The 23,362-nt window shown below is 69.2% G+C and carries 26 protein-coding genes; 16 read left to right on the top strand and 10 right to left on the bottom strand.

Translation table 11 applies throughout. The features are described 5' to 3' along the window. The first annotated feature begins 101 nt into the window (after nt 1-101). The 3 genes from Hbl1158_RS13625 to Hbl1158_RS13615 are packed head-to-tail and all read left to right on the top strand — an operon-like array spanning nt 102 to nt 904. Nucleotides 102-305, top strand: a complete 204-nt coding sequence (locus tag Hbl1158_RS13625) for a hypothetical protein (RefSeq protein ID WP_234297795.1) — start codon at nt 102-104, stop codon at nt 303-305. Continuing rightward, entirely contained in the window at nt 298-618 is a 321-nt protein-coding gene (locus Hbl1158_RS13620) for a hypothetical protein (RefSeq protein WP_234297794.1), read from the top strand. Before Hbl1158_RS13625 ends, Hbl1158_RS13620 begins: the two co-directional genes overlap by 8 nt. Then, entirely contained in the window at nt 611-904 is a 294-nt protein-coding gene (locus Hbl1158_RS13615) for a hypothetical protein (RefSeq protein WP_234297793.1), read from the top strand. Before Hbl1158_RS13620 ends, Hbl1158_RS13615 begins: the two co-directional genes overlap by 8 nt. Before the next feature lie 61 nt (nt 905-965). Here the strand turns inward: Hbl1158_RS13615 and Hbl1158_RS13610 are convergent, their stop codons facing one another. Beyond that, on the bottom strand, nt 966-1,598 hold the full coding sequence (locus Hbl1158_RS13610; RefSeq protein WP_234297792.1) for a molecular chaperone TorD family protein: 633 nt from the start codon (nt 1,596-1,598) through the stop codon (nt 966-968). Between the two features lie 49 nt (nt 1,599-1,647). Continuing rightward, on the bottom strand, nt 1,648-3,798 hold the full coding sequence (locus Hbl1158_RS13605; protein WP_234297791.1) for a hydrogenase iron-sulfur subunit: 2,151 nt from the start codon (nt 3,796-3,798) through the stop codon (nt 1,648-1,650). 241 nt (nt 3,799-4,039) lie between these two features. Between Hbl1158_RS13605 and Hbl1158_RS13600 the strand changes: the two genes are divergently transcribed. From Hbl1158_RS13600 to Hbl1158_RS13580, 5 genes are all read left to right on the top strand, one after another. After that, entirely contained in the window at nt 4,040-7,264 is a 3,225-nt protein-coding gene (locus tag Hbl1158_RS13600; RefSeq protein ID WP_234297790.1) for a molybdopterin-dependent oxidoreductase, read from the top strand. A gap of 6 nt (nt 7,265-7,270) precedes the next feature. Continuing rightward, nucleotides 7,271-7,963 carry a 4Fe-4S dicluster domain-containing protein gene (locus Hbl1158_RS13595; RefSeq protein ID WP_234297789.1) on the top strand — a complete coding sequence of 231 codons (693 nt, stop codon included), beginning with the start codon at nt 7,271-7,273 and terminating at the stop codon, nt 7,961-7,963. Beyond that, nucleotides 7,960-8,403: a hypothetical protein gene (locus Hbl1158_RS13590; protein ID WP_234297788.1), complete on the top strand. Its 444-nt coding sequence runs from the start codon at nt 7,960-7,962 to the stop codon at nt 8,401-8,403. The genes Hbl1158_RS13595 and Hbl1158_RS13590 overlap by 4 nt, the downstream gene beginning before the upstream one ends. Then, nucleotides 8,400-9,407, top strand: a complete 1,008-nt coding sequence (locus tag Hbl1158_RS13585; protein ID WP_234297787.1) for a cytochrome b/b6 domain-containing protein — start codon at nt 8,400-8,402, stop codon at nt 9,405-9,407. The genes Hbl1158_RS13590 and Hbl1158_RS13585 overlap by 4 nt, the downstream gene beginning before the upstream one ends. A gap of 251 nt (nt 9,408-9,658) precedes the next feature. Further along, entirely contained in the window at nt 9,659-10,087 is a 429-nt protein-coding gene (locus Hbl1158_RS13580) for a hypothetical protein (protein ID WP_234297786.1), read from the top strand. A 57-nt stretch (nt 10,088-10,144) separates the two neighbouring features. Here the strand turns inward: Hbl1158_RS13580 and Hbl1158_RS13575 are convergent, their stop codons facing one another. Beyond that, nucleotides 10,145-10,549: a hypothetical protein gene (locus tag Hbl1158_RS13575; protein ID WP_234297785.1), complete on the bottom strand. Its 405-nt coding sequence runs from the start codon at nt 10,547-10,549 to the stop codon at nt 10,145-10,147. A gap of 94 nt (nt 10,550-10,643) precedes the next feature. Between Hbl1158_RS13575 and Hbl1158_RS13570 the strand changes: the two genes are divergently transcribed. The 3 genes from Hbl1158_RS13570 (at nt 10,644) to Hbl1158_RS13560 (ending at nt 11,575) form a co-directional block, all read left to right on the top strand. After that, complete coding sequence (locus Hbl1158_RS13570; RefSeq protein WP_234297784.1) at nt 10,644-10,829, top strand: hypothetical protein; 186 nt, start codon at nt 10,644-10,646, stop codon at nt 10,827-10,829. A 36-nt stretch (nt 10,830-10,865) separates the two neighbouring features. Further along, nucleotides 10,866-11,051: a hypothetical protein gene (locus Hbl1158_RS13565; RefSeq protein ID WP_234297783.1), complete on the top strand. Its 186-nt coding sequence runs from the start codon at nt 10,866-10,868 to the stop codon at nt 11,049-11,051. 134 nt (nt 11,052-11,185) lie between these two features. Then, nucleotides 11,186-11,575, top strand: coding sequence for a hypothetical protein (locus Hbl1158_RS13560; RefSeq protein ID WP_234297782.1), 390 nt, complete (start codon nt 11,186-11,188; stop codon nt 11,573-11,575). A gap of 282 nt (nt 11,576-11,857) precedes the next feature. Here the strand turns inward: Hbl1158_RS13560 and cofH are convergent, their stop codons facing one another. Together cofH and Hbl1158_RS13550 are read right to left on the bottom strand one after the other, a co-directional pair. Further along, the gene (cofH, locus tag Hbl1158_RS13555; RefSeq protein ID WP_234297781.1) at nt 11,858-13,249 is read right to left on the bottom strand and encodes a 7,8-didemethyl-8-hydroxy-5-deazariboflavin synthase subunit CofH; all 1,392 of its coding nucleotides are present in this window, start codon (nt 13,247-13,249) and stop codon (nt 11,858-11,860) included. Nucleotides 13,250-13,305: 56 nt separating this feature from the next. Beyond that, nucleotides 13,306-13,824, bottom strand: coding sequence for a hypothetical protein (locus tag Hbl1158_RS13550; protein ID WP_234297780.1), 519 nt, complete (start codon nt 13,822-13,824; stop codon nt 13,306-13,308). A gap of 118 nt (nt 13,825-13,942) precedes the next feature. Between Hbl1158_RS13550 and Hbl1158_RS13545 the strand changes: the two genes are divergently transcribed. Together Hbl1158_RS13545 and Hbl1158_RS13540 are read left to right on the top strand one after the other, a co-directional pair. Further along, nucleotides 13,943-15,370, top strand: a complete 1,428-nt coding sequence (locus tag Hbl1158_RS13545; RefSeq protein WP_234297779.1) for an FAD-linked oxidase C-terminal domain-containing protein — start codon at nt 13,943-13,945, stop codon at nt 15,368-15,370. A gap of 103 nt (nt 15,371-15,473) precedes the next feature. Continuing rightward, nucleotides 15,474-16,499, top strand: coding sequence for a phosphoribosylaminoimidazolesuccinocarboxamide synthase (locus Hbl1158_RS13540; protein WP_234297778.1), 1,026 nt, complete (start codon nt 15,474-15,476; stop codon nt 16,497-16,499). Nucleotides 16,500-16,524: 25 nt separating this feature from the next. Here Hbl1158_RS13540 and Hbl1158_RS13535 read toward each other — a convergent pair whose 3' ends face one another. Both Hbl1158_RS13535 and Hbl1158_RS13530 read right to left on the bottom strand, forming a co-directional pair. After that, a complete protein-coding gene (locus tag Hbl1158_RS13535; protein WP_234297777.1) occupies nt 16,525-16,671 on the bottom strand; it encodes a hypothetical protein in 147 nt (48 codons plus the stop codon). A gap of 43 nt (nt 16,672-16,714) precedes the next feature. Continuing rightward, on the bottom strand, nt 16,715-17,635 hold the full coding sequence (locus Hbl1158_RS13530) for a formyltetrahydrofolate deformylase (protein ID WP_234297776.1): 921 nt from the start codon (nt 17,633-17,635) through the stop codon (nt 16,715-16,717). Between the two features lie 121 nt (nt 17,636-17,756). Here Hbl1158_RS13530 and purS point away from each other — a divergent pair, with 121 nt between their 5' ends. Together purS and purQ are read left to right on the top strand one after the other, a co-directional pair. Next, on the top strand, nt 17,757-18,011 hold the full coding sequence (purS, locus tag Hbl1158_RS13525) for a phosphoribosylformylglycinamidine synthase subunit PurS (protein ID WP_234297775.1): 255 nt from the start codon (nt 17,757-17,759) through the stop codon (nt 18,009-18,011). After that, complete coding sequence (gene purQ / locus Hbl1158_RS13520) at nt 18,008-18,685, top strand: phosphoribosylformylglycinamidine synthase I (RefSeq protein WP_234297774.1); 678 nt, start codon at nt 18,008-18,010, stop codon at nt 18,683-18,685. The genes purS and purQ overlap by 4 nt, the downstream gene beginning before the upstream one ends. 69 nt (nt 18,686-18,754) lie before the next feature. Here purQ and Hbl1158_RS13515 read toward each other — a convergent pair whose 3' ends face one another. From Hbl1158_RS13515 to Hbl1158_RS13505, 3 genes are all read right to left on the bottom strand, one after another. Continuing rightward, the gene (locus Hbl1158_RS13515; RefSeq protein ID WP_234297773.1) at nt 18,755-19,222 is read right to left on the bottom strand and encodes a VOC family protein; all 468 of its coding nucleotides are present in this window, start codon (nt 19,220-19,222) and stop codon (nt 18,755-18,757) included. Between the two features lie 67 nt (nt 19,223-19,289). Next, nucleotides 19,290-20,366: an archaeosine biosynthesis radical SAM protein RaSEA gene (locus tag Hbl1158_RS13510; protein ID WP_234297772.1), complete on the bottom strand. Its 1,077-nt coding sequence runs from the start codon at nt 20,364-20,366 to the stop codon at nt 19,290-19,292. Between the two features lie 52 nt (nt 20,367-20,418). Next, nucleotides 20,419-20,940, bottom strand: a complete 522-nt coding sequence (locus Hbl1158_RS13505) for a VanZ family protein (protein WP_234297771.1) — start codon at nt 20,938-20,940, stop codon at nt 20,419-20,421. 139 nt (nt 20,941-21,079) lie between these two features. Here Hbl1158_RS13505 and Hbl1158_RS13500 point away from each other — a divergent pair, with 139 nt between their 5' ends. Then, on the top strand, nt 21,080-23,008 hold the full coding sequence (locus tag Hbl1158_RS13500) for an aldehyde ferredoxin oxidoreductase family protein (RefSeq protein ID WP_234297770.1): 1,929 nt from the start codon (nt 21,080-21,082) through the stop codon (nt 23,006-23,008). Nucleotides 23,009-23,362 lie beyond the last annotated feature (354 nt).

Here is a 23,362-nt window from a genome sequence, read left to right as displayed (position 1 = left end):
CGCGGGCAAAAGCGTTCGGTCGCCGCCGACCGACGGGCCGTCGCGGCACGGGCCGTCCCGACACAAACGCTTTGAGTCCGCGGACCGAGCGATCCTCTATCATGGGCGGAACACACGCGAACCTCCCGCTCGCGCTCGGTCCCGCGTTCGTCGTGCTCGGCGTCGGCGTGCTCGTCCTCGCGCTGGCGACGTACGACGCGTACCGATCGTACGACGCGGCGGACGCCGTCGACGGCGCGGCCGGGGAGGTCGGCGGCACGACGGGGGGCGTCAACGACACGTCGGGGGGCGGCGTCGATGAGTAGTCCGACCGCGCCCGCCGAGGGCGGCACCCGTTCGGGGGAGGTCGCCGACGGCTCCGGCGACGAGCGGGGCCGACTCGCCGGCGCGCTGTACTGGGTACGGGTCGGCACGTACACGCTCGCGTCGCTGCTCGCGCTCTCGCTGCTCATGGTGGGCACCGTGGCCGTCATCGCGGAGGTCAAGGGCACCTGGCACTGGGCGATCCACCTCGAGTCGACGATCAGCTACATGGGCATCCTGATGGGGGGGCTGCTCGCGCTGTTGGTCCCGCTGCTCCTCGTCTCGCTGAGCGCGCGGGTGGTGTACGATGTCTGATCGCCTCTCCGGCGCGTGGCTCGCTCGGGCGTTCGCGGGGCTGTCGGTGCTCGGGCTCGTCCTGTCGGTCGCCGGCGTCGCGGCGATGGCGATCGCCGCCGAGTCGATCGGGCGGAAGACGTGGGGCGCGTACTTCGCGATGGAACAGGCGATGGCGATCGGCACCCCCGTCGCCGTCACCTTCGCCGGTCTGTCGGTGCTGGGCGGGTTCGCGATCGTGTACACGACGGACGCGTCGGACGCCGCCTCGAACGGCGCGTCGACGGGACGCCCCTCGGACGACTGAGGCTGCGCGGGCGCGAGACCGGAGAACCGAGAACCGCGTCGTGCGCCGACTCCGACCCCTCTTAGGCCATCTGTGCGACGATCTCGTCCTCGAACTCGACGAGGCCCGCCAGGATCTCCGCGGCCGCCAGGAACAGCGGTTCGTCCGTCTCCTCGCGGATGTCGGCGACGGCGTCGTCGACCCACGTCATGAGGTGGTTGTCGAGGAACACGCGTTCGTAGCCGAACGTCTCGTCCCGTCCCTCGCGCTGCTTGGTGACGAGCCACCGCAGGAACGCCAACTCGACGGCGACGAAGTCGTCCTCTTCGGGGTACTCCTCCGGCGGCGTCCACCCGGCGGCACCGTAGCTGGCCTCGACTTCTGCGAGGCCCTCGCCGATGAACTCCGTGTCCTCACGGTAGTGTGTCTCGTGCATGAGGACCGGCGGGCGCGGGCCGACGAACACCTCGGTGTACTTCCGGCGGAGCTCGGTGTGGAGCTCCTCGACGTCGTCGCCCTCGTGGGCGTCGACGAACGCCCGAACGTGCTCGAAGCCGGCGTCGAGGTGGTCGTTGACGCTGTCCTCCGGGGTGCGCATGTCGCCCGAGAGGAGATGCGAGAGGAACTCCTCGGTCGGCGCGTCGTGGAACACCTCGATACAGAAGTCGATCAGTTCGATCCGGGCGTCGTAGACGGCGAGTTCGTCGTTGCTCATGGTGTCTGTGTGAGTTGTGGCGGCTGTGGCGGGTCGGACGTGACGGCGGTCATCGGTTGTCGAACAGCAACTGCGCGCGGCAGTCGCCGCAGTACTCGAAGACGCTGTGGTCGGAGTCGGGCGCGATCCCCTCGACGAGGTCGCCGACCTCCGACTGGATGTGCTCGGCCGAGGCCGCGGAGGTGAACGGGTCGCCACAGCGGGCGCACTCCAGCATTTCCCCGTCGTGGACGGTCTCCCAGCGGGGGTCGTCGGCGTCGACGGCACCCTCTCCGGCCGTCCGGTTCTCCGGCAGTCGTGAGAGGTCTAATCCCTGCTCCATCGTGATGGCGGTCTCGGGACAGCCCTCCTCGCAGAGCTCGCAGTTGACGCAGTCCTCGTGGTTGAACTGGAGGTTCCCGTCGTTCGTCCGGCGGATGGCGTCCGTCGGACACAGCGTCGAACACGTCGGCGTGAGGTTGCAGGCGTCGGAGACGGACATCACGCCGAAGTCCTTCAGCCCCCGGATCGTGTCGCGCTCGGGCTCGGTGAACTCGAGGATCCGGCGCACCGACTCGAGCGTCCAGTCGTGGCTGTTGAACGCGGGGTTGGGCTTGTCCTCGCGGACGACGCCCGTCGAACGATGCTCGCCCTCGGGGACGGGCGTCGGGTCCAGCGTCAGTTCGGTGAACCGGCTGATATCCTCGGCGAACGCGGCGGGTTCGCGGGGGTCGGGCGCGAAGAAGCCGACGCGCTCGCCCAGGCCCAGGTCCGTCGTCGCGCGGTTGAGCCGCTCGACGAGTTCGGCCTTCGGGTCCGGGCCGGAGTGGAGACACGAGCCCCCGCAGCCGACGATGGCGACGCCGGCCGCGCCGGCGGCGAGCGCGTGCATGACGTGCGCCTCGCCGACGGTGTCGGTGCAGTTCACCTCGACCGGGAGCACCGGCGGGTAGGTGATGTCCTCGCCGGCGGCCGCGCGGCGGCCGTACTCGTCGAGCGCGTCGGCGGCGCGCTCGTCGCAGGTGAACGCGACGACGGGCGTCTCGATGCCGTCGTCGCCGCCGGTGAACGGCCAGATGCCGCCCTCGTCGGTCTCGCGGCTGAGCAGCGCCTCGACCTCGCGGGCGATCCGCTCGTTCGACGGCTCCCGCAGCGACGTCGCGCCCGTCGGGCACGAGGAGGTGCACGCGCCGCAGTTCTCGCAGGCGGTCAGGTCGAACTCGACCTCGTCGACGGCGGGACGGTCGACGGCGTCGTGGGGACAGGCGTCGACGCAGGCGGTACAGCCCTGCTGGCCCGAGTCGCCCGCGGCGCACACGTCCATCTCCAGATCGAGGTACTTCGGCTTCTCGACCCCGCCCAACAGCGACTCGACCGACGCGATCGTGCCGGCGTCGACCGGGCCGGTGTAGTAGCCGATTCGGCCACCTCGTGCGGTCGACGTGCCCGCCGGGTCCACGACCTGATCCGCGTCGAGGGTGCTCGTGACGCCCGACAGATCGATCGCGTCGGTCGGACAGCAGTCGGTCCACTCGCCCTCCGGGGCGTCCGGGTGGATGTCGACTGGGCGGCGCGTCACCATCCCGTCCGGGCCCTCCTTCACGCACTTCATACAGGAGATACAGTCCTCGGTGACGCGCGCCTCCACCTGCACCTCGAACTCGCCGAACCGCCCTTCGACGGCGGCGAGGCGGCCGCGCTCGACGCTCACGTCCGAGAGATCCGCGTCGGCGTCCGCGTACTCCGCGCCGTCCGCGAGCAGGGTCACGTCGGCGGTGTCGGCGAGCGCGGCCGCGGTTTCGGCGTCGCCGACGACGAGGACCTCCTCGCCGGCCTCCCGGGAGACTGTGCGCGTGGCCGCCTCGTACTCGATGCCGGTTCGGCGGGCGTTGATCAGCCGCGCCGTCTTGTCGGTCGCGTCGTCGCGCTCGTGGACCCAGCCGGCCCGTTCGCGGTGGTCGACGTAGGCGGCCGCGTCCGGGTGGAGCCCCTTGCGCTCGACCAGGTCGTCCAGCTTCGACTTACAGCCGTCGTCGCAGGCACCCACGATCAACTGGTCGAGGTCGTACTCGTCGATCAGTCCGTCGACGGCCGGAAGCGCGTCCCGGCACAACTGCTCCGAGGACGCGACCACGTCGACGTCGCGGACCCCGTCGCGGACCGACTCCAGGTCCACGTCGCAGGTTCCCCCGCACGAACAGACGAATGCCCCGACGTTCATCGTCGGAGCCAACTCCCTCACGGGTATATACCTTGCGTCGGTGAACCGCACGACGGCGAACTTCCGGGTGATCTTTCCGGTAGGTTTAGGCTCTCCAAAAAATTCCAAGCGCGTGAGGGGCGAAGATTAAAGGGAAATGATCTCGTGGTGGGTTTACGATAGCGTATCAACTAGTGGTGAATGTCAACATGAAACAATGAGCACGGAACCAGTTTCCCTGGACCTAGACAGGCGGTCGTTCATGAAGGCGAGCGCGTTGGCCGGCGCGGTCGCCCTCGGTGGCGGCGGCGCCGGACAGGCGCTTGCGCAGAGCGACGACGGGGAAGAGGACGGGACAGACACAGATCACAACGAGCTGACGAAGACGATCTGCAACTACTGTTCGGTCGGCTGTGGCTTCCACGGCGAGAAGAAGGGCGACGCGTTCGTCGGAATGGAGCCGTGGGAGGACCACCCGGTCAACAACGGGTCGCTCTGCTCCAAGGGCGCGGGCATCTACGAGACGGAGCACTCCGAGAAGCGGCTGAAGTCGCCGATGCGGAAGGTCGACGGCGGCTGGGAGAAGCTCTCGTGGGACGAGGCGTACTCCACGGTCGCGGACGAGCTGACCCGGATCAAAGACGAGTACGGTGCCGACAGCACGATGTGGCTCGGGAGCGCGCACCACTCCAACGAGGAGTCGTACGCGTTCCGGAAGCTCGCGTCGCTGTGGGGGACGAACAACTGCGACCACCAGGCGCGCATCTGCCACTCGACGACGGTCGCCGGCCTCGCGAACACGTGGGGCTACGGGGCGATGACGAACTCGATCAACGATTATCGGAACTTCGATATGAATCTGATAATCGGGCAGAACCCCGCCGAGGCCCACCCGATCGCGATGCAGCACATCCTCGAGGGCCAGAAGCGTGGCGGGGACATCGTCGTCGTCGAGCCGCGGTTCACGAAGACCGCGGCCCACGCCGACTACTTCTACCGCCTGCGTCCCGGCACGGACGTGGCCCTCATGATGGGGGTCATCAAACAGCTCCGCGACCGCGGCGAGCTGGACGACGACATGCTCGAGGGTCGCGTACAGGCGTGGCCCGACGTCGAGAACGACCTCGACGACTACGACATCGAGACGGTGTCGGACATCACGTGGCTCTCGACCGACGAGATCGAGGAGCTGACGGACCTCATCGTCGAGAATAAGCCGAAGATGCAGATCGAGTGGGCGATGGGCGGGACCCAGCACAACAACGGGACCCAGAACATCCGCTCGTACGCGATGCTCTCGCTGGGTGCCGGCGCGGCGGCCCAGTCGGGTGGCGGCCTGCAGGTCATGCGCGGGCACGCGAACGTGCAGGGCGCGACGGACCTGGCGGTCGCGAGCCACATCCTGCCGGGCTACTACTCGGTCGGCTCGCCCGGTTCGTGGCAGTACTGGTGTGACGTCTGGTCGCGCACGCCACAGACGTCCGGCACCATCGAGTTCGAGGACCTCATCGAGGAGTACGGTGAGATGCCGCCGGAGAAGTACGTCCGGCAGTCCACGAACACCGAGAACGCCGACGAGATCGACGAGTCGTTCCCGGCGGAGAACTCGATGATGTTCCAGAAGGGCCTGACGGTGGCCCGCTGGTTCGACGCCGCGCTCCCGCAGGAGGAGCGGCTCAACGAGACGCCGATCTACCAGCCGAACGAGCTGAAGGCGGCGATCGTGTGGGGGCACTCGCTCAACTCCATCTCCGAGATGGAGAAACAGCGCAAGGCCATCGAGAACCTCGACCTGCTGGTCGTGGTGGACGTGTTCCCGTCGGTGGCGTCGGTGCTGGCCGACGTGGACCAGTCCGACACGGAGGTCGTGCTGCTCGCGGCCTCCAGTCAGTACGAGCACTACCGCTCGCTGACGAACTCCCACCGCGCGACCCAGTGGTCCGAGCCGGTTCGCTCGCCGGGTCACAACTCGCGTCCCGACCTGCAGATCATGCAGGAGCTCGCCGGCCACCTCGGCATGGGCGAGCACTTCGACTGGGGCTCGGGTCCGGACCTGTACAACGGCAAGTCGACGTACGAGGCCGTCATCCGGGAGTTCAACCTCGGCATGCGGACCATCGGGTACTGTCAGGACCCCGAACGACTCCAGCAGCACCTGGAGTACGACTACGCCTTCTCCACCGAGGACACGAAGGCGGACGCACCCGGCACGCCCGTCGACGGCGAGTACTGGATGCTCCCGTGGCCGTGCTGGGGCGAGGGGCATCCGGGGACGCCGATCCTCTGGAACGACGACATGGACCCCCGCGACGGGGGGCAGGACTTCCGCACCCGGTGGGGCGTGCAAGCGCCCACCCCCGAGGAGTGGGAGGAGATGGCGACCGACGAGCCGTACCCGATGCAGACGACGTACGACCAGCAGGGCGAGGAGGGCCTCAGCCTGCTGCGTGACTCCTACGAACCGGAGTGGTGGGACGGCACGATCGAGGGCGTCCCGCAGTACCCCGGCTTCGCGACGACGATGCCGGACGACCCCTCGAACGCGGACGCGCTGACGGTCCCGTACGAGTACGCGCTCCGCGAGGACACGTCGGTCGCGGACGCCGCCGAGGCGATGAACCAGAAGTACGACTGGGCGGACTACGACATGGACTTCTACGGCCAGTTCGACAACCCGCAGCCGGACGCGCCGACCGGGCGCGGTCGCGCCCGCGGGGTCGTCTGGAGCTTCCTCGACACGACGCCCGTCCACCGCGAGCCGATCGAGAGCCCGCGGCCGGACCTGGTCGAACAGTGGCCGTCGAACGGCCAGCAGCGGAACTTCTACCGCCTCGACCAGAACAACAGCGTCACCCAGGAGGAGTCCATGCAGCGGCTCACCGACGCCGGCGCGTTCGACGAACAGTCGGGCGACGCCGAGTGGACGATCCTGACGAGCGGCCGCCAGGTCGAACACCAGGGCGGCGGCTCCGAGACCCGCTCGAACAAGCACACCGCCGACCTCCAGCCGCACATGTACGTGGAGATCAACCCCGACATGGCCGAGCGGCTGGGCGTCGACGGCGGCGACCTCGTGGTCGCGTCCACGACCGACCGCGGGTCGATCCTCGTGAAGGCGCGCGTCACCCACCGCCCGAACGACAGCGAGACGTTCTTCCCGTTCCACTGGGGCGGGATGTTCAAGGGCGAGTCCCTGGAGGACCGCTACCCCGAGGGAACGGTGCCGTACGCCATCGGGGAACCGGTGAACGCGATCACCTCCCGTGGGTACGACGTGGAGACGCAGATGCAAGAGACCAAAGCGTCGATGGTCCGGCTCCAGCCGGCCACCCCGGAGGTGGTCGAGGAGCTGTCGATGCGCCCCGTCGAGGAGGACGGCCTCTCGGAGAACGTCGTCGACATCGAGTCGTACGAGTTCCCGCAGGACCGCGACGGCTTCGGCCGGCAGAAGGACTTCGACGTGCGCGACAACAGCACGGTTCAGTGATCCCCAATGGCAACTAACGAAACGAGCGAGCAGGTGATGGGGCAGGGAGTGATGAGCACCGGCGACGATGCTCGGATCTTCCCCGATGTCGAAGCCTGCATCGACTGCGGCGGGTGCGTCGTCGCGTGCAAACGCACGTGGGACGTGCCCAGGGACGAACAGCGCATCAGCATCTCGACGATGCTGGAGGGACAGGCGGCCGAGCCGATGGAGCGGTACAACACCAACAGCGGCGGCGCGCTCGGGCAGGAGGACTCTTCGCCCGGCGAGACGGCCATTCCGATGCAGTGTTACCACTGCGAGGAGGCCCCCTGCGTGTCGGTGTGTCCGACCGACTCGCTGATCAAGAAGGACAACGGCTTCGTCGACGTTCGCGACAACCTCTGCGTCGGCTGCCAGTACTGCCTGTCGGCGTGTCCGTTCGGCGCACCCCAGTTCCCCGGCTCCGACGACGGTGCCGCGCGGCTGTTCGGCAACGGCGGGACGATGGACAAGTGTACGATGTGCGAGGAGCGCCAGGACATCGGCAAGGGTCCCGCCTGCGCCGAGGAGTGCGCGACCGACGCGCTGCTGGTCGGCGACGCCGAGGAGATCTCGAACGAACTCGAGAACCGCGGCTCGGATCACTTCTTCAACAGCGTCGCCATGGATATCATCTTCGGCGAGGACGCCGAGGAGTTCGAGGGGAGTAACGCATGAGCTACCGCGACCACCTCCCGGAGACGAAGGGGTACCCGCGCGCCGCGATCGCGATCAACGCCGCGATCGCCGTCGCGGTGACGGCGCTGATCCTGTGGTGGGCGTCGGACTTCGCGATCTTCTACGAGGAGCTGTTCCGCATCCAGCCCGTCGCCGAGGGCGCGAACGCGGGCGTCGGCTCCGACTGGACCTCCGGGAACCAGATCGCCTGGCTCGACTTCCTCATCGCGATCACGCACGCGGCCGACGTGATCATGGGCGTGTTCATCCTGTTCATGGTGTTCCTCCATTGGGGAGCGTTCCGCCGGCTCGCCGCGCGGATGCGCCAGCCCGGTGACTCGGAGTCGAGCGCCGTCGCCGCCGACGGCGGCCACGTCGCGGGCGACGCGGACGGACAGGCCGACGGCGACGCCGCGACCGACGGAGGTGAGGCCCCATGACGCAACTCGACCACGGGAAGTTCAGCAAGATGACGACCACGTTCCACACGCTGCTGGCGTTGGACGTGTTCGTCCTGTTCTTCTCGGGCTACAGCCTCATGTTCAACGACGAACTGTGGTGGATGGTCGGCCTCATGGGCGGCGCGACCGGCGTCTCCGCGGTCCACCGAGTCGCCGGCGCGGGCCTGCTCGCGCTCATCGTCTTCTGGATGCTGATGATGATCACGACCGACACCGGCCGCGGGAACTTCCGCGAGATCCTGCCGTCGAAGAGCGACTTCGACGCGTTCATCCAGGACGTGCAGTTCCTGTTGGGGAACTCGGACGAGCGCCACCCGAACGCCCGCCAGTTCGCGGGCGGCACGGCCGACGAGATCCCGCTTCTCACCTACATCGGGAAGGGCGTCGTGTTCATCTTCGCGATCGAGCTGACGCTGCTTTCGATCTCGGGGATCCTCATCTGGTCGAAGACCGGCGTGATGGGGCTGTTGGCGACGAAGACCGCCGCCGCGGCGTTCGTCACGTTCCACGGCCTGCTGGGCGTCATCATGCTGATGGGCGTGATGTTCCACATCTTCGAGCACGGCTTCCACCCGGCGCTGTACCCGGTGGAGGTCAAGGCGTTCATCCCGAAGTCGATGATCCCCGAACAGCACGACGACGACGCCGAGGGGACCGGCATCGAGCGGCTCGAGCTGGCTCCCTCCTGGAACATGGCGTCGACCGTCATCGGCGCGCTGACGGTGATCGGCATCGTCTCGGTGCTGCTGGGTAGCCTGTTCGACGAGGGCTATCCCGTGCCGCGCGACATCGCGATCGGCGGGGGTCCGACGGACATCCTGCTGACCGTCGGGATCAACGCCGGGATGTTCGTGCTGCTGCTGGGCATGGTGCTGCAGATGTACGGCAACCTCCTGCGCGTCCGCTGGCAGAAGCAGCTCGAACAGGAGGCCTCGGAGCCGACGACCGCCGCCGACGGCGGGCACGTCGAATCCGACGACTGAGGCGAGACGCGAGCGAAGCGAGCGTCTCGGAGTAACGGCGGCGGACTCCTCGGGGTCCGCCGCCAACGAACACGGCGAGCCGGCGAAGCCGGCTCGGACCGACGGCGGCGCGTCCGTGCTCGCGCCGTCACCGCGTTCTTCCTCGACTCACGCGATCGCGGGCGACGGCTCTCCCGTTGCCGGCGACGAACAGGGGTTCCCCCGTTCTCGGCGACGATCAGACTTACAACCTCGCCGACGAGTCACGACGCATGCGCGCCCTCCATCGCGGCGTGCCGGTCCAACAGCGCACGGTCCGCGCCGTCCTCGTCGCCAGCGCGGTCAGCGTCGCCTACACGCTCGTCGTGTTCGGCTACAGCCTGCTCCCGTCGTCGGGCGTCTCGATCTCCGGGACGCTGTGGCACGCGATCGCGATCCAGTCGGCGTTCGCCCTCGGGACGGTCGGCGTCCCCGTCTTCCTGTGGCTTCGGGCGAACCTGAGGAGTCCGGCCGTGCTGTTGGCCGCGATCCTCCTGTTCTGGCACGTGTTGGTTGAGTTCCCGCCGATCGGGTCGGGACAGGGCGACTCCCCGGGGTTCCTCTTCGTGTTCGTGTTCGCTCCCGTCTACGTCCCCGCGTACGCGGCGCTCGCGGCCGGGGAGTACTGGATCGGGAAGCGGGACGTGTCGATACCGGTCTGAGCGCCCGTTCGAGCGGTCGGAGCGTGCTGCGTCCGGGGCGTGCTGGGCCGGAGTCGATTACGCCTCGACGCCGAGGCTCAGGGCCTCCTCGCTGAGGTCGACGGTCACGTCGTTGTCCGTGTGGGTGTTGACCTGCTCGACGTTGCGCGTGAGCACCTCGAGGATATCCTTCGGCTCAGGGTACACCAGCATGTTGCCGTCGTCGTCCTCCATGACCAGTTGGGTGTCCGACAGCTGGATCTGGTTGCCCTCGATGCTGGCGACGACCGCCGGCAGGGCCTGGGCCGCGCCGCTGTCGCCTTCTGTGACCTTCGTGATGTAGATGGCGTCGAGGCCGATGAGGTCCTTGTACTCCCGGACCGTCTCGGCGCACTCCACCATGTCGTTGGAGACCTTCGTCTTCGAGGGGTTGCCGTGCTCGCCGGCGAGACAGTGCTTGCAGACCCGCAGTTCCATTCGCATACCCCGCCGTCGGCGTCCCGGCCGGATATAGATTCCTCCCGCGGAAGCGCCGACGACACCGACGTTTATTAGCCGTCGGTGTGACCCACGGGGCATGGTATCTGCGCTACTGAACACGGTGTACAGCGCCGTCGTGTTGATCGTCGCGCTCGTCGGCCTGGTCGTCGTGCTCCGCGCCAGCGGCGAGGGGAGCGACGGGACGATCAGAATGGAACTGACGACGGTCGCGGTCGCGCTGTTCGTCATCGGCCTGGTGGCGAGCACGCTGGGGTACATCTGATCGTCCGGCGTCGCCCGGCCATCCGGTGAGGCGACCGTGCTCAGACGCGCTCACGACTGCGACCGCTGCGGGGCGAGCATCCGCCCGGGCGACGAGTACGCCGCGATCGACGGGATCGCGCCCGACGGCGACCTCCGGGTGCTACTGTGTCGGTCGTGCGCCCGCGACCTCTCGGCGTTTCTCGACGGATCGTCGATGGCGGCGTCCTCGGACGGACCGTAACGAGGTCTCTCGACGGCCGGTCGCGACGATTCTCAGCAGCCGGTCGCGACGATTCTCGACGGGTCGCGACGATTCTCGACGGGTCGCGACCCCGGCGACGGAAGCCTTTACTCGCGCCCGGCGAACCCGATGGCATGGACGTCGATGTCGACCTGGGGATCCCCCGGGGCGTGCTCGAATCGCTGCCCGACGACGACGGTACCGCAGAGGAGGACCTCCGTCGGGCGGTCGCCGGCTACCGGCGCGCGCTGGAGGAGGGCTTCGAGGCCGCCGCCGACGAGGCCGAGGCGGCCTCGGTCGCCGTCGACTTCCTGGAGTACGCCGAGGGGCGCGCCGAGACGTACGACGAGTTCGTCCCCGAACTGCGAGCGTGGGGGCAGTCGCCCATCTACGCCATCGCGTGGCGCGACCTCTACATCGAACTCGCGGGACAGGTGTACGAGGTCGACTGGCTCGCCGAACGGATCGACCGGGAACGGAACTACCGGCTGGTGGACGACGGGATCCGGTTCGGCAAGGACTAGTCCTCGGGTTCGTTTGTGGAGACATCCGCGGTGCGGATACCGCGGCATCGACTGCGACGACGACGACCGCGAAAGCCCCCGGCCCCTTTCAGTCCCACCCGTGGCTCGGACGGGGGATCGTCGCGACCGGACTGACCCGTATGCGATGGTTGTCAGTCAAGAAACGCGCGCCGTCCGGGTCGCCGAGGGCTCGGATGGCGCACCTTCGCCTCAGTCGTCTGCCGTCGCCGTCTCTCCCGCCCGCTCGCTCACGGGTCGTCCCTCCCCGTTCCCATCGAGGCCTCACTTCGCTCGGCCTCGCTCCGCGCGCTCGCGCTCGCTGAGGAGGGGCGTCCCGTCGGCCCTCGGGCCGAGCGTCGGGCCGAACGGCGGACCCTCGTCGGGGTCGATCCGGCGGCGGGTCCGGTAGTCGGTCGAGCGCTCGACCGGGATCCGACCCACCGACGTGATCAGGTCGACGTAGTCGTCGAAGCTTCGGAACTCGCCGTAGGAGCCGCCCGCGCGCTTGGTGATCTCCTCGGAGAGGATGGTGCCCATGAAGTCGTTCGCGCCACACGAGAGCGTCTTCAGCGCCTTCTCGTCGCCGTACTTCACCCACGAGGTCTGAACGTTCTCGACGTTGTCGAGGAACAGCCGGGAGACGGCGATCAGCAGTTCGTCCTCGGCGTCGCTCGCGCCGCCGTCGACGACGCCGTGCTCGTACAGCGGCGTGCGCTCGTGGACAAAGGAGAGGGGAACGAACTCCGTAATGCCGCCGGTGCGGTCCTGGAGGTCGCGCACGCGCTTCAGGTGCATCGCGCGGTGCATCTCGTTGTCCACGTGGCCGTACATGATCGTCGCGGTGGTGTCGAGCCCGGCGGCCATCGCGCCTTCCATCGCCTCGATCCAGTCGCCGGTGTCGATCTTCCCGGGGCAGATCACGTCCCGAACCTCGTCGACGAGGATCTCGGCGGCGGTGCCGGGGGCGGAGTCGAGGCCGGCGTCGGCGAGGGCCCGGTACACCTGCTCGTAGTCCCAGTCGGTGCCCCGTCGCGCGTGGTACGCCTCCTCGGGCGTCATCGAGTGGAGGTGGACGCCGTCGACGCTCATCGCGTTCATCTGCTCGACGTAGGTGCCGGGGTCGGTCGCGTACGTCTCCGGCGGCTTGTAGTTCACCGCGCTGGCGGCGTCCTCGACGCCGCGGAGGATCTCGTGGTGCTCGTCGTTCAGCGCGAACGCCGGGTGGAGCCCGGAGACGGACGTGACTTCGTAGATCCCGCGGTCGAGGGCGGCGGCGACGGCCTCTCGCGACTCCGCGGGCGTCTTGGTGAACCCCGCGTGCTCGCCGTCGTGGTCGGCCTCGAACCGGTGGGCGGTGTCCTTGAAATTGCAGAACAGACAGCCGGTATTGCAGGCGGTCGTGACGTTGTTGTTGAGGTTGGCGACGAACGTCACCTCGTCGCCGACGACCTCGGCGCGGCGGCGGTCGGCGGTCTCCAGCACCGCCTCCTTGCGCTCGCGGTCGATACCGGGGGCGTCGCTGCCGGTGGTGAGCAGTTCGACCGCGTCGTCGACCGTCAGCCGTGTCCCGTCGCGCGCCTTCGCCAGCGCGTTCTCGAACGACTGGTCGGTCTCGGGGACGTGCTCGAACCCCAGGTCGTCGGGCTCGAGGTTCGCGGCTGACGGTCGCGTCATCGTCGGATCGGTGTCGACACGCCGTGAAAAACGGGCCGGTCGCGGCCACCGTCGCCTCACTCCCGGACGTGCTCCAGTATCTGGAGGAACCGGAACGCGAGTTCGTTCCGCTGGGCGTACGTCGAGGCCGCCGCCGCCCGCAGCTCCTCGACCCGGTCGGCGTACTCGTCGTTGACGACCAACTCGAGTTCGGAGTCGTTCCGCGAACCGAAGTCGGTCGCGACCTCTCGGAGCGCCGCCTCGGACGCCGGCGGCACGTTCGGGCTCCAGAACTGGAAGCGATGCGTCTCGGCGGGTCCGAACACGCGGTCGACGTACCGCTCCGCGTTCTCGAACTTCGCCGCCACCCGGTCGCCGTTCTCCTCGGCGGTGCCGTACCCGAGGCCCCGAAGGTGGGTCGCGACCTCGCAGGTGACGACCTCCCGGTCGCCGCTCGGTTGGACGCCGATCACGTCGACCTCGATCTGTTCGCCCTCCAGCGGGGAGTGTTGCCCGTACGCGACGATCTCGCACTCCTCGATCAGCTTGAGGTACGCTCCGACCAGCATCTCGCCGGCCCGCGGCTGCGCCGTCATGGTCGGGCTCCCCCGGCTGCGGAAGTAAACGTGGCGGCCGCGGACTCTCGGAACTGTCCTCGGCACACCGCCCGCGGCACCGATGCGTTGATGCCGGCCCGGACGTGCGTGTGAGGTAATGACACGCGAGACGGGAGCGGCGGGGGACGCGTCGCCCGCCCGACTCGACCACGACGTGGGCTTCCTCGCGGACCTCGCGCTCGACGGGGAGGTCAGCCTCGGGAACGCCGACCGCGACGACCACGCCACCGACTACGCCACCGACGACGCCGACGCCGTCCGACCCGACGCGGTCGTGTACCCGGAGTCGACCGCGGACGTGTCGTCGGTCGTCGCCGCCGCGGACGAGCGCGGCGTCCCCGTGACGCCCTACGCCGCCGGCACCGGGCTGGAGGACGGTGCTGTCCCCGCACGCGCCGGGATCAGCCTCGACGTGACCCGGATGGACGAGGTCCGCGAGATCCGCCCCGACGACCTCCAGGTCGACGTGGGGCCGGGCGCGATCGGCGCGGACGTGGACGAGGCGGTCGCGAGCCACGGGCTGTTCTTCCCGCCGTTGCCCTCCTCCGGCGACATCTCCACGATCGGCGGGATGATCGCCACCGACGCCTCCGGAATGGGGACGGTGAAGTACGGCGAGGTGGCCGACTGGGTGCTCGAACTGGAGGTCGTGCTCGCCGACGGCTCGGTCACGACCGTGGGCTCGAAGGCCGCGAAGTCCTCCTCCGGCTACAACCTGAAGGAGCTGATCGTCGGCGGCGAGGGAACCCTCGGGATCGTCACGCGCGCCACCCTGGAACTGGCGGGTCGCCCCGAGCAGATCCGGGGCGGCCGCGCGACCTTCCCGACGCTCGACGACGCGACCGCGGCCATCTCCGACGCCGTCACCGCCGGCGTCGACGTGGCGAAGATCGAACTGTTCGACGCCGAGACCGCGATGCTCGCCAACGACTACAGCGACGCCGCCCTCCCCGAGCGTCCGATGGTGTTCGTCGAGTTCCACGCGAACCACGGGATCGACGAGGAGATCGACTTCTGCCGGGCGGTCTTCGAGGCCCACGACGTGGCGGCGTTCGAGATGGCCGCCGGCGACCGAATGGGGGAGCTGTGGCAGGCGCGCAAGGACATCACGTACGCGGCCGAGGCGTACGACCCCGACCGCGAGATGGGCCAGCCGGGCGACGTGACCGTCCCGATCGGCTCGTACCCGGAGATGATCCGGGCGGTGAAGGACGTCGCCGACGAGTACGACCTGTTCGTCCCCTGCTTCGGCCACGCCGGCGACGGCAACCTCCACTACTTCGTCCTCCGGGACCCGGACGATCCCGACGAGGTCGCCCGCGCGGAGGCCGCCTACGGCGAACTGGTCGAGCGTGCGCTGGAACTCGGCGGCACCGCCACCGGCGAACACGGCATCGGCGCGGGCAAGCGGACGTACCTGGAACGGGAACACGGCGAGGCCGCCGTCGAGGCGATGCGGGCGGTCAAGGACGCGCTGGATCCGAACGGGACCCTCAACCCCGGGACGGTCGTGCCGGACGAGTAGCGCCCGCGATCGTCCCACGAACATGGATATATGGGGTTCCGCCTCTCCAGATATACGCACGAGAGTGGAAGGATTCTTCACCTCCGCGCCCGCGCCTCCGACCATGACGAGCGTCAAGGAGTTCGTCGTCGAGCGCGAGCCGACCGACGACGACCTCGGCGCGGGCCGGTTCGCCTTCACCGACGACTACTCCGTGTTCGACTGGGGGAAGATGCCCGACCCGATCCCTGGCAAGGGCGCGAGCCTCTGCACGATGGGCGCGTACAACTTCGAGCTGCTGGAGGACGCCGGCGTCCCCACGCACTACCGCGGCGTCGGCCCGGACGCCGAGCCGCTGTCGGCGGTCGACGAGCCGCCTCGAGAGCTCGCTATCGATCTCGCGACGGTGCCGGGTCTCCCCTTCCGCGAGGCGACGGGGACCTACGACTACGACGCCTTCCACGACGCCGTCCGCGACGCCGCCGGCTACGTGATCCCCCTGGAGATCGTCTTTCGCAACACGGTCCCCGTCGGCTCCAGCCTCAGATCGCGGGCGACCCCGCGCGAGGCGGGCGTCGACCGCGACGAGTGGCCCGACGGGGTCGTCGACCTCCCCGAGCCGGTCGTCGAGTTCTCGACGAAGTACGAGGAACAGGACCGCTACCTCGACCGCGACGAGGCCGACCGGATCGCCGGGGCGGCCCGGATCGCCGCGCTGGAGTCGGTCGCCCGCGAGGTGAACGAGGTCGTGACAGCGCGCGCCGCCGAGGCCGGGTTCGTCCACGAGGACGGCAAGATCGAGTGCGTGTACGTCGACGGCGAGGTGCGCGTCGCCGACGTGGTGGGGACGTTCGACGAGAACCGCTTCGCGTACGACGGCCAGGAGGTGTCCAAGGAGGTCGTCCGCCAGCACTACAAGCGGGTCGCCCCGGCGTGGGTCGAGGCCGTGAGCGAGGCGAAGGCGCGGGCCGACGAGGAGAACGTCGCCGACTGGCGGTCGCTGTGCTCGATCGAGCCGCCGGCGCTCGACCCGGACGCGGTCGATCGCATCGCCGACATGTACGCCGCGGGCGCGAACGCCTACACGGGAACCGAGTGGTTCGACGCGCCGCCCGTCGCCGACGCGGTCGACGCCGTCCGCGACCTGTGAGCGGCGGCCGGCCCCCGGGCGGGGATCAGAACACCGGAAGCGGCGACGGCAGCGACGCCAGGATCCGGTCGGTGTAGTAGAGGAACACGCCGAGCACGATCGCCGCCAGCAGCACGACGAACAGCGTTAGGCGTCCGCCGAACCGCTCGTGCGTGGCTCGTCCCCCGGTCACGACCGGATAGTGGGGGCGCGTGTGAATTAACCGTTACGTGCGGCTACTCGGCGGCGACGCCGCCCAGATCGTAGGCGTCGGGGTCGACGCCCTCGCGGAAGTGGGTCCGCCCGCGACGCACGACGACCGCGTCGTCGAGGTGCGCCCGCAGGCCCGCCACGAGCGCCTCCGCCTCCAGCGGCTGGCCGCGCGCTTTCAGGTCTTCGGGGCCGTCGTCGGGGTCGACGCGGAACGCCCGCTGGGCGATGATCGGCCCCTGATCGAGGTCGGTCGTGACGTAGTGGGCGGTCGCGCCGTGGACGCGCGCGCCGCCTTCGACGGCCTGCCGGTACGCCTCCGCGCCGGGATACGCCGGCAGCAACGAGGGGTGGACGTTGAGGATCCGTCCCTCGTACCGGAAGACGATCTCGGGCGAGAGAATGCGCATGAACCGCGCGAGCACCAGGCAGTCCACGTCGTACTCGTCGAGCACGCGCAGCAGCTCGCGCTCGTCGTGGGAGCCGCCGTCGTCGCCCACGTCGACGAACGGCACGTCGTACTCGTCGGCGAGGGGGGACAGCGTGTCGTGGTTGCCGATCATCACCGGCACCTCCGCGTCGAGGGTGCCGTCCGCACACGCCTCCAAGACGGCCCGCGGCGCGTGGTCCTCCTTGGTCACGAGCAGCGCGGCCTTGCGCGCGGCGTCGGCGTCGGCGAGGCGCACCCGGATGTCGACGCCGAGTTCGTCGCCCAGGTCCTGCAGGTCCTCCTCCAGCGTCGCGGGCTTGCACACCATCCCGTCGGTGTCGGCGTGGAGGCGCATCCGGAACACGCCGTCGCGCACGTCCTGGTCGAGGTCCTCGATGTTGCAGCCGCGCTCGAACAGCAGGGAGGTGACGCGGGCGACCAGTCCGGTCGCGTCGTCCCCGACGACGACGATCTCGGTGTCCCAGCGCCTCGGTGTCGGACGGTCGGCCGCTTCCATACGTCCGTTTCCTCGTCGGCGAGTAAACCGGTGTCGCTCCGCGCGACGACTGCCGTACACGAACGTGTGTATCGTGGGCGTCCCGAAACGGATTTTACGCATGGACTCGCAGGTTCGATCGATGACCGGCTACACCGCCACGGTGACCGTGCGGCTGAAGCGGGGGGTGCTCGACCCCGAGGCCGAGACGACCCAGGGAGCGCTCGAGCGCCTCGGGTTCGACCTCGAGGACCTCCGCTCGGCCGACCGCTTCGAGATCGACCTCGACGCAGCCGACGCCGACGAGGCGGGCGAGCGCGCCGACGAGATGGCCGAACGGCTGCTCGCGAACCCGACCATCCACGACTACGAGGTGGCGGTCGAGGCGCGCGAATGACGGTCTCTGTGATCCAGTTCGGCGGCTCCAACTGCGACCGCGACGCCGTCAGCGCGCTCTCGCACCTCGGCGTCGACGCCGAGCGTGTCTGGCACGCCGACGGCCTCCCGGCCGACACCGACGGCGTCGTCGTCCCCGGCGGGTTCTCCTACGGCGATTACCTCCGGGCGGGTGCGATGGCCGCCCGCCAGCCGATCATGGCGGAGGTGCGCGAGGCGGCTGAGGCGGGGACGCCGGTGCTTGGCGTCTGCAACGGCGCGCAGATCGGCTGCGAGGCCGGGCTGACCGAGGGCGCGTTCACGACGAACCGCACGGCGCGGTTCCGGTGTGAACACGTCCACCTGCGCGTCGAGCGCGCGGACACGCCGTGGACCGCGGCGTACGACGCCGGCGACGTGATCGAGGTGCCGATCGCCCACGGCGAGGGCCGCTTCGAGATCCGCGAGGACCGCCTGGCGACGCTGGAGGACGAGAACCGCGTGCTGTTCCGCTACTGCGACGCCGAGGGCGCGGTCACCGACGCGGCGAACCCCAACGGCTCGACGGCGAACGTCGCGGGGATCCTCGGCGCGCGAGAGACGGTCGCGGTGATGATGCCCCACCCCGAGCGCGCGACGCTCCCGGACGTGGGCGGCACCGACGGACAGGGCGTGTTGCGGGCGTTCGCGGAGTAGGTCGCGGTCGCGGTCGTCGACACGCTTCGGTCCGCGGTCGCGTCCGTGCTCGTCGTCGTCCCAGCGGCCTCACCCGTCGACGTACGCGGCGATCTCGACGAGGTTCCCGTCGGGGTCGCGGACGTACACCGACTCGATCGGGCCGACAGCGCCCGAGCGTTCGATCGGCCCCGTGATCACCTCGATCTCCCGCTCCGCCAGGTCGCGCTCGACCGACTCGATCGGCTCGTCCGTGAGCACGCAGAGGTCGCCGCTCCCGACGGTCGGCGCGGCCGCGACGGGCTCCACGTCGGGATCGAGCGGGTGGAGGTTGATCTTCTGGTCGCCGAGCGCTACGGCGCGTCGGCCCTCGCCGAAGGTGACCGGCTCGCCGCCGATCGACTCGTAGAACGCGAGCGACTCCTCGACGTCTTCGACGCGGAGGACGAGGTGGTCCAGCCCGGTGAGATTCATCGACTCCTCCGGGTCGCCGTTCGGGTACTGCGTCGCCTGCGCGGTGCTGTCCGGATCACGGACGGTCCGTCGCGATGGGAGCACATAAGTCCGGCCCGCGTTCGCCTCCGCCGCCTCGTCGCCGGGCCGGCGGTCCGACCCTTCGGGTCGTCTACCGCGTCAGGGGCTGGTTGAACGCCGTCTCCTCCTCGAGCACGAGTTCCCAGGTGCGCTCGCACTCGCAGGAGACCTGCTCGAACACCGAGGGGTCCTGCCGGAGGTCGAAGTCCTTGATCGCCGTCTGGACGCGGTCGTCGCACTCGCCGCAGTTGTGCGGGCCGCGGTCGCTCCCGTGGCCCACAGGGTCGGAGACGACGATGGCGTCGGCGTCGGCCGTCCGCTCCAGCACGGCCGCGACCGACCACAGCCACGGCGGGCGGTAGCCCCCGCGGAAGTGGAGTTCGTCGACCATCGTGTACCGCTGGACGTTGCAGGGGTTCATCGAGACCGTGTGGCAGTTGTCGACGGCGGCGCACCGCTCGACCGAGGAGACCATGTCCGCCAGCGCCTCCGACTCCGCGAGGAACGGCGGCTTCATCAGGAGGTACGCCTTCACGCCCGCGCCCGCCTCCGCGGCCTCCGCGCAGGCGTCCTCGAAGTCCGAGAAGGCGAAGTACTTGTTCACGCAGTCGTGGCGGACGCGGTCGGTCGCCGTCTCCAGGCCGACGGCCACATCGGTCTCGAGGCCGTGGTCGGTGAAGTCGGCCAGTTTCTCGCCGGCGACGAAGTCGGGGAGCGATTCGACGACGATGCGCTCGCGGTCGGCGAACGCCTCGCCGACGGCCGCGCGCGTCTCGGCGGACACCTCGCGCTCGTCGAGGAAGGAGCCGGAGGTGTAGATCTTGATCAGCTCGGCGGGGTCGTCCGCGTTCTCGTCCTCGTGGTCGAGGCAGACGTCGATCTGGTCCATGAGCGCCTCGTGGGAGACGCTTCCGCCCTCGACGGACTCGGCGACGTAGCCGCACATGGTACAGCCGCCGGCGCGGGCCCACCGGCAGCCGCCGGTGTTGAGGATGATCGTCAGACTCGTCTTGACGCCGTCGGGCGTGTTGTCCTCGTCGAGCCACACCCGGGTCGGCTCGTGCGGGTCGTACGTCTCGTCGCGCTCGGCCCGGATGTCGCGCATGACCGCGTTGTGGGCGTCCATCCCGCGGTCGCGCTCGTAGACCTCGGGGCTCGGCTGGCTCATTGGCGGGAGTGAGCGACTCCCGCGGAAAACGGCTTCGCTCGACCGGTCTCGGTCACCGAATGGGTCGGGGGTCGTCGTCGCTGTCGCGGTCGCGGTCGGCGGTGCTGTCGCCGTCGCGGTCGCGGTCGGCGGTGCTGTCGGCGTTGCTGTCGCTGTCGGCGTTGCCGTCGACCTCGCGGTCAGCGTCGCTGTCGCGGTCGCCGCCGCGGTCTCGCCGGAGCCACAGCAGCGCCCCGCCGACCGCGCCGACCGCGTTGGCGACGCCGTCGAGCAGGGAGGGCGTCCGCCCGGGCACGAACTCCTGCGCGAGTTCGACGCCCGCGCCGATCCCCGTCGCCGCGACGGCGACGCCGACGAGCGCGAGAAGTGACCGACGACGCCCCCGCGTCGGGAGCGTCCGCGCGAGCGTGTACGCGACGGCGGCGTAGCCGACGGCGTGCATGACGAGGTCGCTCCCGGGCGGAGCGACGGTGCCGCCGGCCTCGCTCCCGGTCGGCATCGGGAGGAGCGAGGCCGTAACGACGACCGTCGTGATCGCGGCGACGATTGCCGCCCGGCGTTCGAACGCGTCCATCGCTCGGATCACGGGACTGCTTCGGGAAAACAGCGCCGGCCTCGCCGTCGGCGTAGTGAGCAGGGCTTAATCGATACCGGTTACCCCGCTGTGGCAACGGCTAACAGACTCCGGCACTATATAACGATTGTAGATTACCATGACCGACCTCGGTGGATTCAGGGACCACGTCGCCCACGTGGACCTCTCGGACGGTGACGTATCGTATGCGGGCGTCGACGACGACGACGCGCGCAAGTACATCGGCGCGCGCGGCCTCGGCGTGAAGTACGTGTTCGACGCGGGTCCCGACGTGGACCCGATGGGGCCGGACAACCGGCTCTGCTTCATGAACGGGCCGCTCACGGGAACGCAGACGGTGATGTCCGGCCGGATCGCGGTCGTGACGAAGTCCCCGCTCACGGGGACCGTCACCGACAGTCACCACGGCGGCTGGTCGGGGGCGCGACTCAAGTGGGCCGGCTTCGACGGCCTCGTGTTCGACGGCGCGAGCGACGAGCCGGTGTACGCGGTCGTCGAGGACGGTGAGGTCGAACTGCGCGACGCCTCCCACGTGGCGGGCGAGGGCGTCCACGACACCATCGACACCCTCGGCGAGGAGGTCGACGGCACCGTCGGTCGCAACGTCTCGGTGATGGCGATCGGTCCCGGCGGCGAGAACGGCGTCAAGTACGCCTGCATCGTCAACGAGGACGACCGCGCCTCGGGCCGCGGCGGCACCGGCGCTGTGATGGGCTCGAAGAACCTGAAGGCGGTCGTCGTCAAGTCGGGCACCAAGATGCCCAAGCCGGCCGAGCCGGAGACGTTCCAGGAGGGGTACCAGCAGGCGATGGAGGTGATCCAGGAGTCGGACGTGACCGCGCCCAACGAGGGCGGCCTCTCGCTGTACGGGACGAACGTCCTGATGAACGCGACCGAGGAGATGGACGGCCTGCCGACGAAGAACGGCAAGTACACCTCGACGAGCGCCTACAGCGGCTCCGAGGGCGTCGACATCGACGCCGAGCGCGTCTCCGGCGAGAACGTCCGCGAGAACATCCTCGTCGACGAGCCGACCTGCCACTCCTGTCCGGTCGCGTGTAAGAAGGAGGTCGAGGTGTCGGTGACGCACAAGGGCGAGGACCTCAACGTGCGCACCGAGTCCTACGAGTACGAGTCGGCGTTCGCGCTGGGTCCGAACTCCGCACACACCGACCGCGACGAGATCGCCGTGATGATCCAGCGGTGCAACGACATGGGCGTCGACACCATCGAGATGGGCAACATGATGGCCATGGCGATGGAGATGTCCGAGGAGGGCAAGCTCGACGACCTCGACGAGCAACTCGACTGGGGCGACTCAGAGCGGATGATCGACCTCATCGAGGAGACGGCCCGTCGCGAGGGCGAACTCCCGGACGCGCTGGCGGAGGGCGCGAACGGCCTCGCCGAGCGCTTCGACGCCCACGACAACTCGCTTGCGGTCAAGGGCCAGACGATCCCGGCGTACGACCCGCGCTGCATGAAGGGCATGGGCATCGCGTACGCCACCTCCAACCGGGGCGCGTGCCACCTGCGCGCGTACACGCCGGCCGCGGAGATCCTCGGCATCCCGCAGAAGGTCGACCCCTACGAGCACGAGGGCAAAGGCGAGCTGACGGTCACCTTCCAGGACCTGCACGCCATCTCTGACTCGTTCGACATCTGCAAGTTCAACGCGTTCGCCGAGGGCATCGAGGAGTACGTCATGCAGTACAACGGCATGACCGGCCGCGACGTGACCGAGGACGACCTGATCGAGGCCGGCGAGCGCGTCTACAACCTGGAGCGCTACTACAACAACCTCAACGGCTTCGACGGCAGCGACGACTCCCTGCCGGCGCGGTTCCTCGAGGACGGCATCCGCGGCCAGGGCGGCTCCGAGGGCGAGTACTGCGAGCTCCCCGAGATGAAAGAGGAGTACTACGAGACGCGCGGCTGGGTCGACGGCGTCGTCCCCGACGAGAAGCTCGACGAGCTCGACATCGAGGTCGGGCCGGGCACGGGCGTCTCCTCGGGCGACTCCGGCGTCGCGCCCGCTGACGACTGAGGCGAGGTCGAAGCGAGCGGAGCGAGCGAGACCTCGGCGGTCCGGCGTTCACGAGACGCTGCGCGTCTCGTGAGCTCACGAGAGCGGAGCTCTCGTGAACGGCGAGGTGTGCGCGGCCGAACGGAGTGAGGCCGCGTGGCCCGAGCCGCCCACAAAGAACCGCTTTTCGGATGAGGGTTTCCTCGGCCGCCTCCGGCGGCCTGCGGGAACCCTCATTGAAAACCCGTTCATGCCGTCGGAACGCGGAGCGTTCCGACTGCTGACGGGAAATCGAAGATTTCCCGTAATGACAAAACTGCCGCTCGCTCGGGCCTGACGGCCCTCGCTCGCGGTACAACTGCTAGTGATCGGTTG

It is taken from the genome of Halobaculum sp. CBA1158 (assembly GCF_021431925.1).
Taxonomy (GTDB): domain Archaea; phylum Halobacteriota; class Halobacteria; order Halobacteriales; family Haloferacaceae; genus Halobaculum.
This window is presented reverse-complemented; position numbering and strand designations above follow the sequence as displayed.

What these genes read in the sequence shown, in the direction of transcription:
- Hbl1158_RS13560 (WP_234297782.1), top strand. Translation starts at nt 11,186, where the DNA reads ATGGACGTCGATGTCGACCTGGGGATCCCCCGGGGCGTGCTCGAATCG.
- Hbl1158_RS13530 (WP_234297776.1), bottom strand. Translation starts at nt 17,635, where the DNA reads ATGGAAGCGGCCGACCGTCCGACACCGAGGCGCTGGGACACCGAGATC.
- Hbl1158_RS13550 (WP_234297780.1), bottom strand. Translation starts at nt 13,824, where the DNA reads ATGACGGCGCAGCCGCGGGCCGGCGAGATGCTGGTCGGAGCGTACCTC.
- Hbl1158_RS13575 (WP_234297785.1), bottom strand. Translation starts at nt 10,549, where the DNA reads ATGCGAATGGAACTGCGGGTCTGCAAGCACTGTCTCGCCGGCGAGCAC.
- Hbl1158_RS13570 (WP_234297784.1), top strand. Translation starts at nt 10,644, where the DNA reads ATGGTATCTGCGCTACTGAACACGGTGTACAGCGCCGTCGTGTTGATC.
- cofH (WP_234297781.1), bottom strand. Translation starts at nt 13,249, where the DNA reads ATGACGCGACCGTCAGCCGCGAACCTCGAGCCCGACGACCTGGGGTTC.
- Hbl1158_RS13605 (WP_234297791.1), bottom strand. Translation starts at nt 3,798, where the DNA reads ATGAACGTCGGGGCATTCGTCTGTTCGTGCGGGGGAACCTGCGACGTG.
- Hbl1158_RS13510 (WP_234297772.1), bottom strand. Translation starts at nt 20,366, where the DNA reads ATGAGCCAGCCGAGCCCCGAGGTCTACGAGCGCGACCGCGGGATGGAC.
- Hbl1158_RS13580 (WP_234297786.1), top strand. Translation starts at nt 9,659, where the DNA reads ATGCGCGCCCTCCATCGCGGCGTGCCGGTCCAACAGCGCACGGTCCGC.
- Hbl1158_RS13610 (WP_234297792.1), bottom strand. Translation starts at nt 1,598, where the DNA reads ATGAGCAACGACGAACTCGCCGTCTACGACGCCCGGATCGAACTGATC.
- Hbl1158_RS13500 (WP_234297770.1), top strand. Translation starts at nt 21,080, where the DNA reads ATGACCGACCTCGGTGGATTCAGGGACCACGTCGCCCACGTGGACCTC.
- Hbl1158_RS13600 (WP_234297790.1), top strand. Translation starts at nt 4,040, where the DNA reads ATGAAGGCGAGCGCGTTGGCCGGCGCGGTCGCCCTCGGTGGCGGCGGC.
- Hbl1158_RS13505 (WP_234297771.1), bottom strand. Translation starts at nt 20,940, where the DNA reads ATGGACGCGTTCGAACGCCGGGCGGCAATCGTCGCCGCGATCACGACG.
- Hbl1158_RS13625 (WP_234297795.1), top strand. Translation starts at nt 102, where the DNA reads ATGGGCGGAACACACGCGAACCTCCCGCTCGCGCTCGGTCCCGCGTTC.
- Hbl1158_RS13595 (WP_234297789.1), top strand. Translation starts at nt 7,271, where the DNA reads ATGGCAACTAACGAAACGAGCGAGCAGGTGATGGGGCAGGGAGTGATG.
- Hbl1158_RS13620 (WP_234297794.1), top strand. Translation starts at nt 298, where the DNA reads ATGAGTAGTCCGACCGCGCCCGCCGAGGGCGGCACCCGTTCGGGGGAG.
- purQ (WP_234297774.1), top strand. Translation starts at nt 18,008, where the DNA reads ATGACGGTCTCTGTGATCCAGTTCGGCGGCTCCAACTGCGACCGCGAC.
- Hbl1158_RS13585 (WP_234297787.1), top strand. Translation starts at nt 8,400, where the DNA reads ATGACGCAACTCGACCACGGGAAGTTCAGCAAGATGACGACCACGTTC.
- purS (WP_234297775.1), top strand. Translation starts at nt 17,757, where the DNA reads ATGACCGGCTACACCGCCACGGTGACCGTGCGGCTGAAGCGGGGGGTG.
- Hbl1158_RS13615 (WP_234297793.1), top strand. Translation starts at nt 611, where the DNA reads ATGTCTGATCGCCTCTCCGGCGCGTGGCTCGCTCGGGCGTTCGCGGGG.
- Hbl1158_RS13545 (WP_234297779.1), top strand. Translation starts at nt 13,943, where the DNA reads ATGACACGCGAGACGGGAGCGGCGGGGGACGCGTCGCCCGCCCGACTC.
- Hbl1158_RS13590 (WP_234297788.1), top strand. Translation starts at nt 7,960, where the DNA reads ATGAGCTACCGCGACCACCTCCCGGAGACGAAGGGGTACCCGCGCGCC.
- Hbl1158_RS13540 (WP_234297778.1), top strand. Translation starts at nt 15,474, where the DNA reads ATGACGAGCGTCAAGGAGTTCGTCGTCGAGCGCGAGCCGACCGACGAC.